At 60.1% G+C, this 16,037-nt stretch carries 13 protein-coding genes; 6 read left to right on the top strand and 7 right to left on the bottom strand.

The features are described from left to right. Positions 1–29: 29 nt before the first annotated feature. Complete coding sequence (locus tag ACT8X9_RS09785; RefSeq protein WP_444268858.1) at positions 30–1,826, bottom strand: sensor histidine kinase; 1,797 nt, start codon at positions 1,824–1,826, stop codon at positions 30–32. Between the two features lie 86 nt (positions 1,827–1,912). Here ACT8X9_RS09785 and ACT8X9_RS09780 point away from each other — a divergent pair, with 86 nt between their 5' ends. Together ACT8X9_RS09780 and ACT8X9_RS09775 are read left to right on the top strand one after the other, a co-directional pair. Next, positions 1,913–2,611 (top strand): response regulator transcription factor, encoded by a 699-nt coding sequence (locus ACT8X9_RS09780; protein ID WP_227621612.1) that lies wholly within the window; start codon positions 1,913–1,915, stop codon positions 2,609–2,611. Between the two features lie 272 nt (positions 2,612–2,883). Beyond that, positions 2,884–4,902: an FAD-binding protein gene (locus ACT8X9_RS09775; protein ID WP_444268857.1), complete on the top strand. Its 2,019-nt coding sequence runs from the start codon at positions 2,884–2,886 to the stop codon at positions 4,900–4,902. Between the two features lie 140 nt (positions 4,903–5,042). Here the strand turns inward: ACT8X9_RS09775 and ACT8X9_RS09770 are convergent, their stop codons facing one another. The 4 genes from ACT8X9_RS09770 to proC form a co-directional block, all read right to left on the bottom strand. Beyond that, positions 5,043–5,480: a methylglyoxal synthase gene (locus ACT8X9_RS09770; RefSeq protein ID WP_444268856.1), complete on the bottom strand. Its 438-nt coding sequence runs from the start codon at positions 5,478–5,480 to the stop codon at positions 5,043–5,045. Between the two features lie 441 nt (positions 5,481–5,921). Further along, positions 5,922–7,184, bottom strand: coding sequence for a glutamate-5-semialdehyde dehydrogenase (locus ACT8X9_RS09765; RefSeq protein ID WP_444268855.1), 1,263 nt, complete (start codon positions 7,182–7,184; stop codon positions 5,922–5,924). Positions 7,185–7,186: 2 nt separating this feature from the next. Beyond that, positions 7,187–7,966, bottom strand: coding sequence for a glutamate 5-kinase (gene proB, locus ACT8X9_RS09760; protein ID WP_444268854.1), 780 nt, complete (start codon positions 7,964–7,966; stop codon positions 7,187–7,189). 4 nt (positions 7,967–7,970) lie between these two features. Beyond that, on the bottom strand, positions 7,971–8,777 hold the full coding sequence (proC, locus tag ACT8X9_RS09755) for a pyrroline-5-carboxylate reductase (RefSeq protein ID WP_412589514.1): 807 nt from the start codon (positions 8,775–8,777) through the stop codon (positions 7,971–7,973). 288 nt (positions 8,778–9,065) lie between these two features. Between proC and ACT8X9_RS09750 the strand changes: the two genes are divergently transcribed. Further along, the gene (locus tag ACT8X9_RS09750; protein WP_227621602.1) at positions 9,066–9,641 is read left to right on the top strand and encodes a TetR-like C-terminal domain-containing protein; all 576 of its coding nucleotides are present in this window, start codon (positions 9,066–9,068) and stop codon (positions 9,639–9,641) included. 136 nt (positions 9,642–9,777) lie between these two features. Then, complete coding sequence (locus ACT8X9_RS09745; protein WP_444268853.1) at positions 9,778–11,205, top strand: radical SAM protein; 1,428 nt, start codon at positions 9,778–9,780, stop codon at positions 11,203–11,205. A gap of 91 nt (positions 11,206–11,296) precedes the next feature. Here ACT8X9_RS09745 and ACT8X9_RS09740 read toward each other — a convergent pair whose 3' ends face one another. Both ACT8X9_RS09740 and ACT8X9_RS09735 read right to left on the bottom strand, forming a co-directional pair. Next, the gene (locus tag ACT8X9_RS09740; protein WP_444268852.1) at positions 11,297–12,574 is read right to left on the bottom strand and encodes an AI-2E family transporter; all 1,278 of its coding nucleotides are present in this window, start codon (positions 12,572–12,574) and stop codon (positions 11,297–11,299) included. A gap of 48 nt (positions 12,575–12,622) precedes the next feature. Continuing rightward, positions 12,623–13,969: a butyryl-CoA:acetate CoA-transferase gene (locus tag ACT8X9_RS09735; RefSeq protein ID WP_227621598.1), complete on the bottom strand. Its 1,347-nt coding sequence runs from the start codon at positions 13,967–13,969 to the stop codon at positions 12,623–12,625. A 517-nt stretch (positions 13,970–14,486) separates the two neighbouring features. Between ACT8X9_RS09735 and coaD the strand changes: the two genes are divergently transcribed. Together coaD and ACT8X9_RS09725 are read left to right on the top strand one after the other, a co-directional pair. Then, complete coding sequence (gene coaD / locus ACT8X9_RS09730) at positions 14,487–14,990, top strand: pantetheine-phosphate adenylyltransferase (RefSeq protein ID WP_444268851.1); 504 nt, start codon at positions 14,487–14,489, stop codon at positions 14,988–14,990. Positions 14,991–15,081: 91 nt separating this feature from the next. Further along, a partial coding sequence (locus tag ACT8X9_RS09725) for an acetyl-CoA C-acyltransferase (protein ID WP_444268850.1) occupies positions 15,082–16,037 on the top strand: 956 nt, incomplete at its 3' end.

Genomic DNA, 16,037 nt, shown 5'->3' with positions numbered 1-16,037 from the left:
TATCGCAAATATGCTGTTTGAATGTTGCACTAATTTCTTGTCTTGCGATAAAAGCGCAAACTGCTATACTCTTCGATATTCAAGAGCGGCAGCCTCAGCGTGAAGATGCTGCCCCTGCCGACTTCGCTTTGCAGGGTGATCTCGCCGTGATGGAGGCGGGCCAGCTCCTGCGCGATGGTCAGGCCGAGGCCGGTGGAGTCGTGCTTTTTGTCGGCAGAGGTGTGGAAATACCGGTCGAAGACGGCCCCCTGATCTTCCGGTGCGATGCCGCAGCCGGTGTCCTGCACGCTGACGCAGGCCGTCCCGCCTTCGGCGCGGCAGACCACATGGATGCTGCCCCCGGCGGGGGTGTAGTGGATGGCGTTGGTCACGAGGTTCTGGAGGATCTGCTGCAGCCGCACACTGTCGCCCCAGACGGGCAGGAGAACGTCGGCGCTGAGGCAGAGCGCAACACCCTTTTGGTCGGCCTCGCTCTGACAGGCCGCGCAGACGGTGGCGGCTTCTTCGTTGAGCGCAGCGCGGTCCTCGTTGAGCAGGAGCTGCTTCTGCTCAAGCTTGGCCGCGAGGAAGAGGTCTTCCGTCAGCCGCCGCAGGAACTCGACGCGCTGGCGCAGGGCGGGCAGAAGGGCAGGCAGGGCCTCGGGGGCGGATTCCAGCGTTTCCAGCCCGTTGCTGACTGCAAACAGGGGGCTGCGCAGGTCGTGGAAGATGTTGAGCATCATACTCTTGCGGGCATCGGTCTCGGCGGTCAGCTCCTTTGTCCGCTCGGCCACCCGGGCGTCCAGCTCCCGGGCCAGCTGCTCGGTGCGGTCGAAGAGGAGGGCGAACCGGCGGCAGACGAAGACCATGCAGCCGATGGCAAAGGGCAGGTCGTAGAGGCGGGAGCAGCGCAGCAGGTAGAAGGGGACGGACTCCACGAAGAAGGAGCTGTCCAGACCGGGCAGCAGCGCCCAGATCCGGAAACCGGTGGTGACGGCGCAGGGCAGGAGCATCAGTCCGGCCCCCTCATAGCCCGCCTTCACAGCGGCCATCAGGAGATAGAGGCAGAAGAACATACCGGCTGCCAGCACTCCCACTCGAAGCGGGGGATAGTCGTTCATGCCCAGCAGGAAGAAAACGGCACAGCCCGCGATGAGCCCGAGAAGCCCCCGCCCGGAGCGGGGCAGCTCCATGCCCAGCAACCCCGCAGCCAGCAGCGCCGAGGCCAGCACCGTGAAGGCGAAGAAAGAGCGGAGAACGAGTTGAAGCGGGCCGCTCCGGATGGCCGGGAAGAAAAAGACCATCAGCGCCCACGCGCTCATGATGACAAGGTAGAGCAGAAAATACCCCAGCTCCGGCTGATGCTTATAGTGGTAGAGGGCCAGCACCACCACCCCCATCGTCACAAAAGCCGTCAGGGTGATAAGCTGGGTCAGGGTGCGGAAACGGAAGGCCCGGTCGGCGAAGGCCGAGGACATCAGCCATGTCTGAGGGCTGCGGCGGCAGGCGAATACCAGCTCCACCGTTTCGCCGGGTGTAACATCCAGCGCGTACAGCTCGCCCGAGCGGGCAAGGTCGGTCAGCCGTTCGGTCTCCAGCGGCGCTGCCGTATTGGTGACGCAGAGGGTGAGAGACGAGAGATCCTCCCCGGCGGTGAAGGTGAAATGCCACTGGCCGGGAGCCTCCTGCCGCCAGCCATCCGGCGCGATGCCCTTGGCGGCCTGCTGGGCCGTAAGGACGCCGCCGCTGGGCAGCCGCTGGAACTGTGCATTGCCCCAGATGCCGGCCAGCACGATGAAAGCCGTCAGCAGGGCGGAAAAAATGAGAATGGGCCATTTTTGCTTCATGGCGATGCCTCCCCTTGTGGATGTAAGAAAAATAAGGTATACTATAGTATATCAAATCGTGCGAAAAAAGGGGAGGGCTGACAGGGATGATCCGCGTATTGTTGGTGGAAGATGACCCCGTGATCCGCGACACCACCTGCTATTTTTTAAAGAGCCAGCAGAATTTCGAGGTGGTCTGTGCGGAGACGGGCGGCGACGCGCTGAGCCATGCGCGGGAGAGGTTCGATGTCATCCTGATGGACATCCTTCTCCCGGACACCAACGGAGTAGACCTCTGCCAGCGCCTGCGAAGCTGGCACCACTGCCCCATCATCTTCACCTCCTGTCTGGACGACACTGACACCATCGTCCGTGCGCTGGAAATGGGCGGCGATGACTTTCTGGCCAAACCCTATAACAACAAGATCCTTCTGGCCCGTATCATGGCCAACATCCGCCGGGTCCAGATGGACGGCGCAGAACCCAGCGTCAACGGCTACCACTGCACGGCCTTCACACTGGACGCCAACAGCCACAGCGTAGAGAAGGACGGCCGCAGCGTCCATCTGGCTGATATGGAATACCGCATCCTGACCCTCTTTGTCCGCTACCCGAACACCTTCTTTACGGCCAATGAGCTTTACCAGAAGATCTGGGGCAAGGACAGCCTCGGCGATGTACGGACGGTGCAGGTCCATATCCATAACCTCCGCAGCAAGATCGAGCCGGACCCCGCGAAGCCTGTCTACTTAAAAAATGTCTGGGGAAAGGGATACGTCTTCCAGCCGGAGGGGGAGAGAGCTTAAGAATCGTTTAAATGAGAGCGCCGACTTTTTAAAGAAACTTAAACAGTCGGCGCTCTTTTTGCGGTTTGTTAAGCAAATAATTAACGAAAATGGCCTTTGGGACGAAAATCAGACCGAAAGGCGGCGGAGAAGTTTAAGGATTCTTAAAAGACAGCCCCCTGCATTTGTGTTAAATTATTGTCGAACGATGTGGGCGCAGCGCGAGAAGGTCTGCCGCCGCACGGAGCTATGAGCAAGAATAAAGAAGAACGAGAAGAAAGGGTCTACGCAAAATGAATAAGATCTCCCGCAAAGGTTTTCTGAAGATCGCTGCCGCGGCCGCCATGTCCGGTGTGACTGCCGGTGCACTGGCTGCCTGCAACACCGCCAGCTCCTCCACCGCAGCTTCCTCCGGCGCAGCCGGTACCTACATCCCCGGCACCTATGAGGGCACTGCCGAGGGCATCTCTTCCACCGTCAAGGTCACGATGACCTTCTCTGACAGCGCTGTGACCGATGTTGTGGTCGATACCTCCGGCGAGACTGCTTCCTACGGCGCTGCCGCTGCCGACGAGCTGCGCGAGCAGCTGATGGCCGCCGGCTCTGCCGAGATCGACGGCGTCTCCGGCTCCACCATCACCTCCGACGCTGTCATGAAGGCTGCCAAGAGCTGCTACGCACAGGCCAAGGGTGAGGCTGCTGTGACCTCCGTCCAGCTGCCCACCGGCGATGAGACCGACTGGCTGGGCAAGGAGCCTGACATCGACGAGGCTGCCATCACTGAGACCGTGGACACCGACATCCTCATCGTCGGCGCGGGCAACGGCGGCATGGGCGCAGCTGCCTACGCAGCCGCCAACGGTCTGAATTTCCGCGTCATCGAGCAGAACGGCAATGTGCAGGATACCCGCCACTGGGTCGGCGCGGTGGACGGCTTCGGCGCACAGGCACAGGGCATCAAGATGGACCGCGCAAAGCTCCTGAGCGAGGTGTCCCGCTACGCTTCCGGCAAGTGCGACCAGCGCGTCGTCAAGACATGGATCAACGAGTCCGGCGAGATGATCGAGTTCATCCGCTCCATCATGGAGGACAAGTACGGCGTCAAGATGATCTACACCTACGGCGATGAGGCAAGATGGCCCGCCGAGAACGCCGAGCACAACACCGACTATATGTACCCGGAGATCGAGTACACCTACGACCGCAGCTCCGGCGCAGCCCGCAACGAGCTGCTGCTGGACTACATCCGCGAGCTGGGCTATGATGTGGACTTCAAGACCTCTCTGGCAAAGCTGGAGAAGGACGAGACCGGCCGCATCACCGGCGTCATCGCCCAGAGCACCGAGGACGACCACTTCATCCGCTACAACGCCAACAAGGGTGTCCTGCTGGCCTGCGGCGGCTTCCCCGGCAACCCCTACATGATGGAGCAGCTGGACCCGCTGGGCACCTCCGTCACCACTGCCTGCTCCTACTCTCCGGCCGATAAGGGCTACGGCATCCGTGCTGCGGTCTGGGCTGGCGCAAACCTCGACAAGGAAGCAGCTCCCATGCTGTTCGACCGCGGCATCGTGGCCCCCGGCGTGGACGGCGGCTATGTGGCAAGCGATTCTGCCTTCGGCGGCAAGGCCTTCCCCGGCCCCATCCGCCAGTACAACCCCGGCACCCAGCCCTTCCTGAAGGTCAACCGCAACGGTGAGCGCTTCGCCAACGAGAGCAGCCCCTACAACGACATCGTCTATGCTGCTGCCCACCAGCCGGGCCGCGTCTACGCACAGATCTGCGACGCCAATGTTCTGGAGGACGCAAAGCGCTTCCACACCATCGGCTGCTCTGCTCAGACCCGTGCCGGCGGCGAGAAGTATTTCCAGGGCAAGGTCGATGAGGCAGTCGCAGCCGGCACTCTGTTCGTCTGCGACACCATCGAGGAGCTGGCCGACAAGCTGGGCTTCACCGGTGAGGCAAAAGACACCTTCCTCGCTACCGTTGACCGCTACAACGAGCTGTACGACAAGCAGGAGGATGAGGACTTCGGCAAGCCCGCTTACCGCCTGAGCGCCATCCGCACCGCCCCCTTCTACGGCTGCTGGCTGGGTGCCTCCCTGCTGTGCACCGAGCAGGGCATCGCCATCAACGATAAGGGTCAGGCTCTCGACAACGACAACAAGCCCATGCCCGGCCTGTACGTCACCGGCGATATGTCCGGCTCCTTCTTCGCCAACAACTACCCCTGCCTGATGGCGGGCGTGGCAATGGGCCGCACCCTGACCTTTGCCATCAAGGCCATCAAACAGATGGGCGGTCTGGAATAAGTCGTCCCTCCGTGCTGCCTGAGCACAGGATAAAATGAAAAGACACCGCAGAAGCGCAAACTTCTGCGGTGTCTTTCGTTATTCGAAACCCTCTATACACAAAAAAACACCAGATGGGTCGATGTCTCAAAAAAACAGCCTCAGCACACGGCCCGGTGGACGGGCAGAGGCTCCGTGATGTCGGGGTGGATGCCCTCACGATAATCGAGGTCGCCCTGATCGAGGCCGCGCAGCAATACCTCGGCCGTGGCGATGTTGGTGGAGATGGGCACGCTGTGCATATCGCACAGCCGCAGCAGATTCTGCTCGTTGCTGCTGCCGGTTTCCTGCTTGAGGGGGTCGCGGAAGAAGAGCACAAGGTCTACTTCGTCACAGGCCACCCGGGCCGCGATCTGCTGGATGCCGCCCAGCCTCCCGGAGAGGTAGCAGTGCACGGGCAGACCGGTGGCCTGCGCCAGCATCCGACCGGTGGTACCGGTGGCAATGACCGTGTTGCGGGATAAGATTCCACTGTAGGCGGTACAGAACTGAAGTGCAAGTTCTTTGCGGGAGTCATGTGCGAGTATAGCAATCGTCATAACGCTCTCTCCTTCATTCCAAGTATAGTGTTGTGGGTGGGCGGATATGCTCGGAAAAGTGTCCCCGGATAGAAAACGACTTAAAAAACTGAAGCCTCGTGGAGAACAACTCTCAACAAACAGACCAAACAAGTAAGATGGTGTCGAATTATACCTTCATCTTAAATTTAACCCACTCAAAGCCCGGATGTCAAGAGGTTTGTTGTGATTTTTGCGAGACAAAATGGGGAAAGTATGACTATAGCTTTGTGAAGAATGGCGAAAATTTGGATACAAGAATTTATTTTCCGATGCATTTGTAAAATTTTTTTCAGCCGAAAGTGTATCTTGCAGAAAAACAGTCCATCCGGATGAAACAAAAGTACAGGCCGGGGCATCTGGCCTCGGCCTGTCGTGAAGAATGAAGAAAATTTTTATCGCAGCGGCGGTCTTGTCAAAAGATCACCGGACCTGACCGTCGCCGCGGATGATGTACTTGTAGCTGCACAGCTCGCCGAGGCCCATGGGGCCGCGGGCGTGGAGCTTCTGGGTGGAGATGCCCATCTCGCAGCCGAGGCCGAACTCGCCGCCGTCGGTGAAGCGGGTGGAGCAGTTGACGTAGACGGCGGCGCTGTCCACGGCAGCCGTAAAGAGGGCCGCATGGGCGTCGGTCCGGGTCAGGATGGCTTCGCTGTGGCCGGTGGAGTGGGCCGCGATGTGGGCGACGGCCTCCTCCACGCTGTCCACGACCTTCACCGCGAGGATGTAGTCGAGGAACTCGGTGTCGAAGTCCTTCGGCCCGGCGGGTGTGCCCGGGATGAGGGCGGCGGCGCGCGGGTCCAGCCGCAGCTCCACCGGGTGCAGGCCCTTGGCGGTGCGGTCCGGGCCGAGGCGCTGGGCCAGCTTCGGCAGGAACCCGGCCGCGATGGCGCTGTGGACGAGGCAGACCTCCTCGGCATTGCAGACGCTGGGGCGGCTGGCCTTTGCGTTCTCGATGATGTCCAGCGCCTTGGTCTGGTCGGCGGTGTCGTCCACGAAGATGTGGCAGATGCCGGTGCCGGTCTGGATGCAGGGAACCTTTGCGTTTTCGACGCAGGCCCGGATGAGTCCGGCCCCGCCCCGGGGGATGAGCAGATCCACATACCCCACAGCGGTCATGAGGGCGTTGGCCGAGGCGTGGGTGGTGTCCTCGATGAGGCAGACCGCCGTTTCGGGCAGGCCGTTGGCCCGCAGGCCCTGCCGCAGGGCGGCCACGATGGCGTTGGCCGAGCGCCACGCCTCCTTGCCGCAGCGGAGGATGCAGGCGTTGCCGCTCTTGATGGCGAGTGCGGCGGCGTCGCTGGTGACGTTGGGGCGGCTCTCGTAGATGATGGCGATGACGCCCATCGGCACGGCGGTCTTTTCGATGAGGAGGCCGTTGGGCCGCTGGATGCGGCTCAGCACCCGGCCCACCGGGTCGGGCAGGGCGGCGACGTCCCGGATACCCTTGGCCATCGCCGCGATGCGCTGGGGCGTCAGAGCGAGGCGGTCCAGCATGACGTCGCTGATCTTCCCCTTGGCAGCAGCCATATCCTCAGCGTTGGCGGCGAGGATGGCGTCCAGATGCTCCGGTGCGCCGAGGGCGTCGGCCATCCCGCAGAGGGCGGCGTTCCGGGTGGCGCCGTCCGAGAGGGCGACGGCGGTCTTGGCCGCGCGGGCGGCCTCGAGGATCTCCTGTGTGGTCATGGTCAGGCCTCCTGTCTGTGGGCCGCAAAGCGGGTGCCGACGGCACGGCCCTCGGCGATGTCATAGAGCAGCTCGGGATGGGCGCCGTTGGCGATGACCATGTCGGCCCCGCTGGACGTCACCATCCGGGCGGCGCGGAGCTTGGTGGACATACCGCCGGTGCCCAGCGCCGACCCGGCCCCATCGGCCAGAGACATCACCTCGGGGGTGATCTCTTTTACCAGCGGGATGAGCTTTGCCTCCGGGTGGGTGTGGGGGTTGGCAGTATAGAGGCCGTCGATGTCGCTCAGCAGCACCAGAAGGTCGGCTTTGATGCAGCAGGTGACGATGGCGGCGAGGGTGTCGTTGTCGCCGATGGAGGTGATCTCATCGGTGGCCACGGTGTCGTTCTCGTTGATGATGGGCAGTGCGCCCAGCTCCAGCAGCCGAGTGAGGGTGTTCTGGATGTTCTCCCGGCGGCTGGCGTGCTCGACGTCCACGCCGGTGAGCAGGATCTGGGCCACCGTATGGTCATAGGCGCTGAAGAGTCGGTCGTAAACATACATCAGCTCGCACTGGCCCACGGCGGCGCAGGCCTGCTTGGAGGACATATCGGTGGGGCGGGCGGGCAGCGACAGCTTACCCACGCCCATGCCGATGGCACCCGACGACACGAGGATGACCTCATGCCCGGCGTTCTTCAGGTCGCTGAGGACCTTTACCAGTTCCTCGGCGTGGCGGATGTTCAGCCGCCCGGTGGCGTGGGCCAGCGTAGAGGTGCCCACTTTGACGACGATGCGCATAAATTCAGCCCTTTCCCATCTCTTTTGTCTTATTGTAGGCGGCGAGGACGGCGTCCATCACAGCGCCCCGCATCCCCTTTTCTTCCAGCACCCGGACGCCTTGGATGGTGCTGCCGCCGGGGCTGCACACGGCGTCCTTGAGTGCGCCGGGGTGCTGGCCGCTCTCGAGCACCAGCTTTGCGCTGCCCAGCACCATCTGGGCGGCATACTCCTGTGCTTTGGCCCGGGGCAGGCCGCAGGCCACGCCGCCGTCGGCCAGCGCCTCGATGAACTGGTACACCCAAGCCGGGCCGCAGCCGGACACGCAGCTGGCCGCGTCGATGAGGGCCTCCGGCACGGCGTCCAGCCGCCCGGCGGGGGCCATCAGGCGGAGGAAGTCGGCCTCCTCCTCGGCAGTGACACCGGAGGTGCAGTATTGGATCATGCCTGCCCCCACAGAGGCCGGGGTGTTCGGCATGATGCGGATGACGGGGTAGTCCCCGCCGGCCATCTCCTGAATGCGGCCAATGGACAGGCCTGCCGCCATGCTGCACAGCACGAAGCGGCCCGGCCGCTCGGCCAGCGTGAAGCGGAGAGGGGCAAGAAGCTCCTCCATCATCTGAGGCTTGACGGCCAAGAAGATAAGGTCGCAGCGGCCTGCGACTTCGTCGTTGCTGGTGGTGTTGCAGCCCAGCTCTGCGGCCAGCGCCTCCGCCTTGGCGGGGGTGCGGTTGGCCAGCCAGACGCTCTGGGGGTCGGCTGCCTTGCAGACGGCCCGGGCGATGGCCCCGCCCATGTTGCCGCAGCCTAAAAATCCGATGGTCTTTCTCATACTTACCCTTCCTTTCTGCTTTCCATTTAAGCACAGCCGGGCAGAAAATCAAGTATTTTGTCTCTGCTGCAGGGAAAAAGAGGCAGCCTTTGCCGGAAATAAAGAGGAAACACCCGGCGGTGGGACACAAAAAGTTCATGAAAATGTTGGAAAAGATGCTTGCACTGTCCCGGCGGTCTGCGGTATCATAAAGATATGACCGATGAAAGTTGGAAAACTCTGCGCGGCAGAGGGACAGGCAGAGAGCCTTGGGGCAAGAGGCTCTGGCCGGAAAGGATGGGCATTCTTGTGGCACAGACGACAAAACGGGCGCTGGAAGCATCGCTGAAAAAGCTGCTCCTCCGCAAGCCCCTGAATAAGATCACGATCAGCGACATCACCGAGGACTGCGGTGTCAACCGCATGACCTTTTATTATCATTTCAAGGACATCTATGACCTTGTGGACTGGATCTTGATGGAGGATGCCGCCGAGGCGCTGGAGGGACTTCAGGATTTCGAGACGTGGAGCGGGGCGCTCCGGGAGATGCTGGAAAAGGTGCAGGCCAACCGGGTGCTGGTGCTGAACGTCTACCGTTCGGTCAGCCGCGAGCAGGTGGAGCAGTACCTTTATAAGATGCTGGACCCGCTGCTGCGGATATTCGTGGAGCGGCTGAACATCCCGGTAAAAGAGGAAGATAAGCAGTTCATCATCGACTTTTACAAGTACGGCTTCGTGGGGCTGGCGCTGGAGTGGATCCGCCGCGACATGAAGGCCGACCCAGCCATCATGGCCGAGCGCCTGAATACCATCATGCAGGGCGACCTGAAGCGGGCTTTGCAGCGCTTCCGCACGGATGGAAAAGCATCAATCGAGACAGACTGATAAAAAATTGAGCAACAAAAGCAGGGTGATGGAAAAACTATCACCCTGCTTTCGTTGTTTATAGAACCTTTGCGGAGAAAATGTTAAAGTATTGCCAAAGAAAACCGGCAAAGAACCGGCTAAGGAGGCTGACATTATGAGTACCGCATTGGATTCTCTGAGCCACAAGGTGCAGCGTGCTGCTGTCGGGACGATGGTGGATGTCGCACTGGCCCATGTCAATAAGGACCGTCAGAAGGCGATCGCCGAGATGGTGGACGTGGCAAAGCAGTTTTACGGCGATTCCTTCAGCGAGGAGACCTACGAGCACGCCCACGCCGTGCTGGCTGACCCGGACAGCAAGTGGTCGAAGCTCATCAACTGTGTGCTCAGCCAGACAGACCCCAACGTGGCCCGCACCACGGCCCTCAACCTCGGCTATGAGGCGTTCTTCCGGGGCACCAAGACCATCCGGGAGAACCGGGTCAAGTACCGCTGCAACATCCCGTGGCTCATCCTCTTCGACCCCACTTCGGCCTGCAATATGCATTGTGTGGGCTGCTGGGCGGGCGAGTACGGCCACAAGAACAACCTCAGCTTTGAGGATATGGACAAGATCGTCACCGAAGGCAAGGCGCTGGGCGTCTACCTCTATATGCTCACCGGCGGCGAGCCGCTGGTGCGGAAGGCGGACATCCTTCGTCTGGCGGAGAAGCACAACGATGTGCAGTTCGCCATCTACACCAACTCCACCCTCATCGACGAGCCGTTCTGTGAGCGGGTGGTAAAGCTGGGCAACATCGCCTTTATGCTCTCCATCGAGGGCACGCCTTCCACCAACGATGCCCGGCGGGGCGAGGGGCACTATGCCGCTGTCATGCACGCGATGGACCTGCTGAAGGCCCACGGCATCCTCTCCGGGACATCCATCTGCTACACGAGGGACAACCTTGAGGCCGTCACCAGCGACCACTTCATGCGGATGCTCTGCGATAAGGGCGCGCATTTCGGCTTCTACTTCCATTACATGCCGGTGGGCAACGAGGCTGCGCCCGAACTGATGCCCACCCCGGCCCAGCGCAAGTATATGCTGGAGCGCATCCGGTATCTCCGCTCGGAGAAGAGCGACATCCCGTTCTACCCGATGGACTTCCAGAACGACGGCGAGTTCGTGGGCGGCTGCATCGCAGGCGGGCGCAACTACTTCCACATCAACTCGGCGGGCGACGCCGAACCCTGCGTCTTCATCCACTACTCGAACGCCAACATCCACGACAGCAGCATCCTCGACATCCTCCGCAGCCCCCTCTTCATGGCCTATCACAATGGGCAGCCTTTCAATAAAAATCACCTGCGGCCCTGTCCGATGCTGGAAAATCCCGAGCTGCTGCGGAAGATGGTCCACGACACCGGTGCCCACAGCACGGATCTGCAGTCCCCCGAGACCGTAGACCACCTCTGTGACAAGTGTGCGGCCTATGCGGCAGACTGGCAGCCTGTGGCCGACGAGATCTGGTCTCACGTCACGCTCCGGGAGAGCCGGTACGAGAACTACAAGGACTGGAGACCCACCACCGCGAAATGACTTTATCGGTCTTTCCACTGGAATAAAAATGCGCAGAAAAGCCCCCATCTTCACCGGCTGAGGCAGCCGGGAGGATGGGGGCTTGTTCTTGTTATTCTTCGCCGGAGTCGATGACGATCTCGGTCTCGCTCTCTGCCTCGGCAGGGGCGGGAGCCGGGTCATCCGGGTCGCCGAACTCTTCATGGTAGGTTTCTACCTGCCCGAGCTGGCCGTTGCGGCGGAGGCCATGGAACACCAGCTTCTTGATGATGTCGTAGATGACGGCAAACAGCGGCACGCCTACGATCATGCCCACGAAGCCCCACAGCCCGCCAAACAGCAGGATGGAGAAGAGCACCCAGAAGCTGGAAAGTCCGGTGGTGTTGCCCAAGATCTTCGGGCCGATGACATTGCCGTCCAGCTGCTGGAGCACCAGAACGAAGAGCACGAACCAGAGGGCCTTGATGGGACTCTGGATGAGGATGAGCAGGGTGGCGGGGACCGCACCGATGAAGGGGCCGAAGAAGGGGATGACGTTGGTGACGCCGATGATGACGGACACCAGCAGAGCGCTGGGGAACTTGAAGACGATGCAGGCAAAGTAGCAGAGCACGCCAATGATGGCAGAGTCCAGAATCTTGCCGTTGATGAAGCCGCCGAACATCCGGTCTGCGTAAAGGACTTCTTCCTGAATGAGCTGCGCCCAGCGGGGCTTGAAGATGCTGTAAAGGATCATCTTGGCCTGCTTGACAAGTTTTTTGCGGCTGGCCAGCAGGTAGACCGCGACGATGAGGCCGATGAGCAGGTTCTTGAACCACGTCACCACGTTTATGACGCCCACGCCCACGCTGCTCAGGATGCCCTGCAGGTTCTGGAGGGAGGGCAGCAGGGTGGTGCGCAGAGAGGCCAGATTGCTCGTGATGGCATCGTAAGCGTCGTTGAAGTAGCCCATCAGGGTCGCATTGTCCAGAAAGACGTCCTGCGTGTTGATCCACCGCATGAAGCGGGTGATGCTGGTCTGGGCCGTGTAATAGAGGGAGGTGACGCTGGAGATGACCTGCGGCACCACCATCATCACCAGCGCGTAGACCACCAGAATGCCGAAGAGCAGAGTGGCCGCGATGGCCAGCATATTGGCCAGACCGTGCATCTTCTGGGGGAAGATGCGGTGCAGAAAGCTCTCGATGGTGTTGCACACCGGCTTGAGCAGGTAGGCGATGACCGCACCATAGATGAAGGGCATCAGGATGCCGGTCATGGTGGAGACGGCATCGCCGAAGCCGTCGAAGCGGTAGATGAAGAAGAAAAAGAGGATGCTCAGGCTTATCGCACCAAAGCCCGCCAACATTCCGTAGATGTAGGGCTTGATGTGCGGTTTTTTGTCCATCATGTGAGACTCCATTCCTGCCGCAGACGGCAGGAGCCGATACGGCGATGTTTAGATTTTGTTGCTGCGGCGCCAGATGTGCATCTTCTCGGCTTCTTTGATGAGCTGCTCACGGAAGTCGGGGTGTGCCACGTTGATGAGGGCCTCAGCCTTCTCCCAAGTGGTCAGGCCCTTGAGGTTGACGCAGCCGTACTCGGTGCAGAGATAATGCAGGTTGGCGCGGGTGTCGGTGATGATGCTGCCATTTTCCAGCGTGGGACGGATGCGGCTCTCCAGCTGGCCGGTCTTTTTATTAAAGAAGGTGGAGGAAAGGCAGATGAAGCTCTTGCCGCCCTTGGAGAGGTAGGCACCCAGCACGAAGTCCAGCTGGCCGCCTGCACCGGAGATGTGCTTGATACCGGCGCTCTCCGCGTTCACCTGACCAAACAGGTCGATGTCCACCGCATTGTTGATGGAGATAAAGTTGTCCAGTGCGGAGATGCTGCGGATGTCGTTGGTGTAATCGACGGGGGCGGACATACACTCGGGATTGTTGTTGAGGTAGTCGTACATCTTCTGGGTGCCGGCACCGAAGGCGTAGACCTGACGGCCCTTGTCCAGCTGCTTGTGTGCGCCGGTGATCTTGCCGGCCTTGGCGATGTCCACAAAGGCATCGACGTACATCTCCGTGTGGACGCCGAGGTCCTTCAGGTCGCTCTGGGCGATGAGGCTGCCGATGGCATTGGGCATACCGCCGATGCCCAGCTGCAGGCAGGCACCATTGGGGATCTGGGGCACGACGAGATTGGCGACCTTCAGATCGACCTCAGAAGCGGGGCCGGCAGCGGCCATCTGGCCAATGGGCGGGTTGCTGCCCTCCACGATGCCGGTGACCCGGGAGATGTGGACGCAGTTCTCCATGCCGCCGAGGCAGCGGGGCATATTGGTGTTGACTTCGACGACGATCTTCTTGGCCTTCTCGCAGACAGCGCCCAGATGAGAAGCGCTGGGGCCGAAGTTGAAGTAGCCGTGCTCATCCATCGGCGTCACCTGAAAGACGGCGACATCCAGCGGATCGGGGCTTTCGCGGTAATAGCGGGGAAGCTCAGAATACCGGATGGGGGAGTAGAACGAAAAGCCCTGTGCGATGGCCTTGCGCTCGATGCCGCCCATATGCCAGCTGTTCCAGGTCATGTGGGCAGCAGGATCGTCGATCTGGAAGATCTCGGGCACCCACATCAGGATGCCGCCGCGGAAGTTGACATTCTCCAGCTCCGGCAGGCGCTTTGCAAGGGCGGCGTCCACGGCCACAGGAGTGTTGACACACCAGCCGTAGTCCACCCAGTCGCCGCTCTTGACCAGCGCGGCAGCCTGCTCGGCGGTCATCTTTTTCTGCGCGTACATTTCCTTAAAATCCATTATAAACCATCCTCTCCTATAATAACATAAAAGAATTGTAAATTTACCATTTACATTCCTGCGGAACAAAGATCTTTGCCGGAAATTTACCGTTCGTTTCCAGTTTTGACACCGGCTTATCACATCCCGGCGGTATCCTTGGAAACAGCAGGACGGGTGCCTCCGGCAGAGGCAGACCTGCTCAACTTAGTTATAACATTAACAAAGAACAGAATCAAGCCCCCTTTCGTAAAAAATAGCCCTACGGACAAGATGACTAAAAATCTTAGCAATTTGTGGGGATAATTTGGTACGACAAAAACAAATTTTTTTGAAAAAAGACTTGATAAAATTTTGACAATATGGTTTACTTAATGTGTACCAAGACAAAGCGCCCCAGTGCGACGTTAATTGACTAAAAATTAACGATGTTGCGAGGGGCATATGCCTCGATACTTGAAGCGGGAACTGAAAAGTGCTATCATGGCAACACCAAATTGCGCTTTTCCAAAGCGCGGCGATAAAGGAGACCATACCGATGGCAACAGCAGTTTACCCCGGGTCCTTTGACCCGGTCACGAGAGGACATCTCGACATCATCAAGCGGGCAGCGAAGATCAACGACCACCTCATCGTGGCAGTGCTCATCAACAGCGCGAAGAACCCCCTGTTCACCGTAGAGGAGCGGGTGGCGCTGCTGCAGGAGTGCTGCAAGGACATCCCGAACGTGACGGTGGAGAGCTTTGACGGCTTGACCGTGGAGTTCGCCAAGAAGCGCCACGCCTCGGTGATGGTGCGGGGCCTGCGGGCTGTGACGGATTTCGAAAACGAGATCCAGCTGGCGCAGACCAACCACGCACTGATGCCCGGTATCGAGACCATGTTCCTCGCCACCAGCATCAAGTGGAGCTACCTTTCCTCCACCATCGTCAAGGAGGCTGCCCGCTACGGCAGCAACATCTCCAAGTTCGTGACGCCCAACGTAGAAGCGGCCATCCACGCGAAAGTGGAGCAGCTTCGGGCGGAAGGAAAGACTATCTGATCCCTTTTATCATGCAAAAAGGCTCTCGGGCCTTTTGATAGATCGTTTTACGAAAACCCCGTAAATATACACATTTCAGGAGGCTATTAACATGAAAAAAATTGTTATCGCATCTGCCTGCCGTACCGCTATTGGTAAGTTTGGCGGCACTCTGGCAAACGTCCCTGCTGCTGAGCTTGGCTCCATCGTCATCAAGGAAGCTCTGAACCGTGCAAACGTGAAACCTGAGCAGGTCGATCATGTTTACATGGGCTGCGTCATTCAGGCTGGTCTGGGCCAGAACGTCGCCCGTCAGGCTTCCCTGAAGGCTGGCCTGCCCATTGAGACCCCCGCTGTCACCGTCAACGTGGTCTGCGGCTCTGGTCTGAACTGCGTCAACATGGCTGCTCAGATGATCGAGGCTGGCGATGCTGACATCGTGGTCGCAGGCGGCATGGAGAACATGGATATGGCTCCCTTTGCCCTGCAGAAGGCCCGCTACGGCTACCGCATGGGTTCTCCCATGGGCAAGAGCGAGCTGGTCGATACCATGGTCAACGATGCACTGTGGGATGCCTGCGGCTTCAACAAGCACATGGGCATGACCGCTGAGAATGTCTGCAGCAACGAGACCTATCAGAAGAAGTACGGCTACAGCCCCATCACCCGTGAGCAGCTGGATGAGTTCTCCTACAACAGCCAGATCAAGGCTGACAAGGCCATCAAGGACGGCGCATTCAAGGACGAGATCGTTCCTGTCGTCATCAAGGGCAAGAAGGGCGACACCGTGTTCGATACCGATGAAGGCCCCCGTCTGACCCCGGTCGAGAAGCTGGGCACCCTGAAGCCCGCCTTCACCAAGGACGGCATCGTGACCGCTGGCAACTCTTCCGCTATCAACGATGGCGCTGCTGCTCTGGTCGTCATGAGTGAGGAGAAGGCTAAGGAGCTGGGCATCAAGCCTCTGGCTACTTGGGTCGCAGGTGCTCTGGCAGGCGTCGAGCCTGAGGTCATGGGTCTCGGCCCCATCGCTGCCACCAAGAAGGTCATGGCAAAGACCGGCCTGAC

It is taken from the genome of Faecalibacterium sp. (genome assembly GCF_052358865.1).
GTDB classification, from domain to species: Bacteria; Bacillota; Clostridia; order Oscillospirales; family Ruminococcaceae; genus Faecalibacterium; species Faecalibacterium butyricigenerans.
This window is presented reverse-complemented; position numbering and strand designations above follow the sequence as displayed.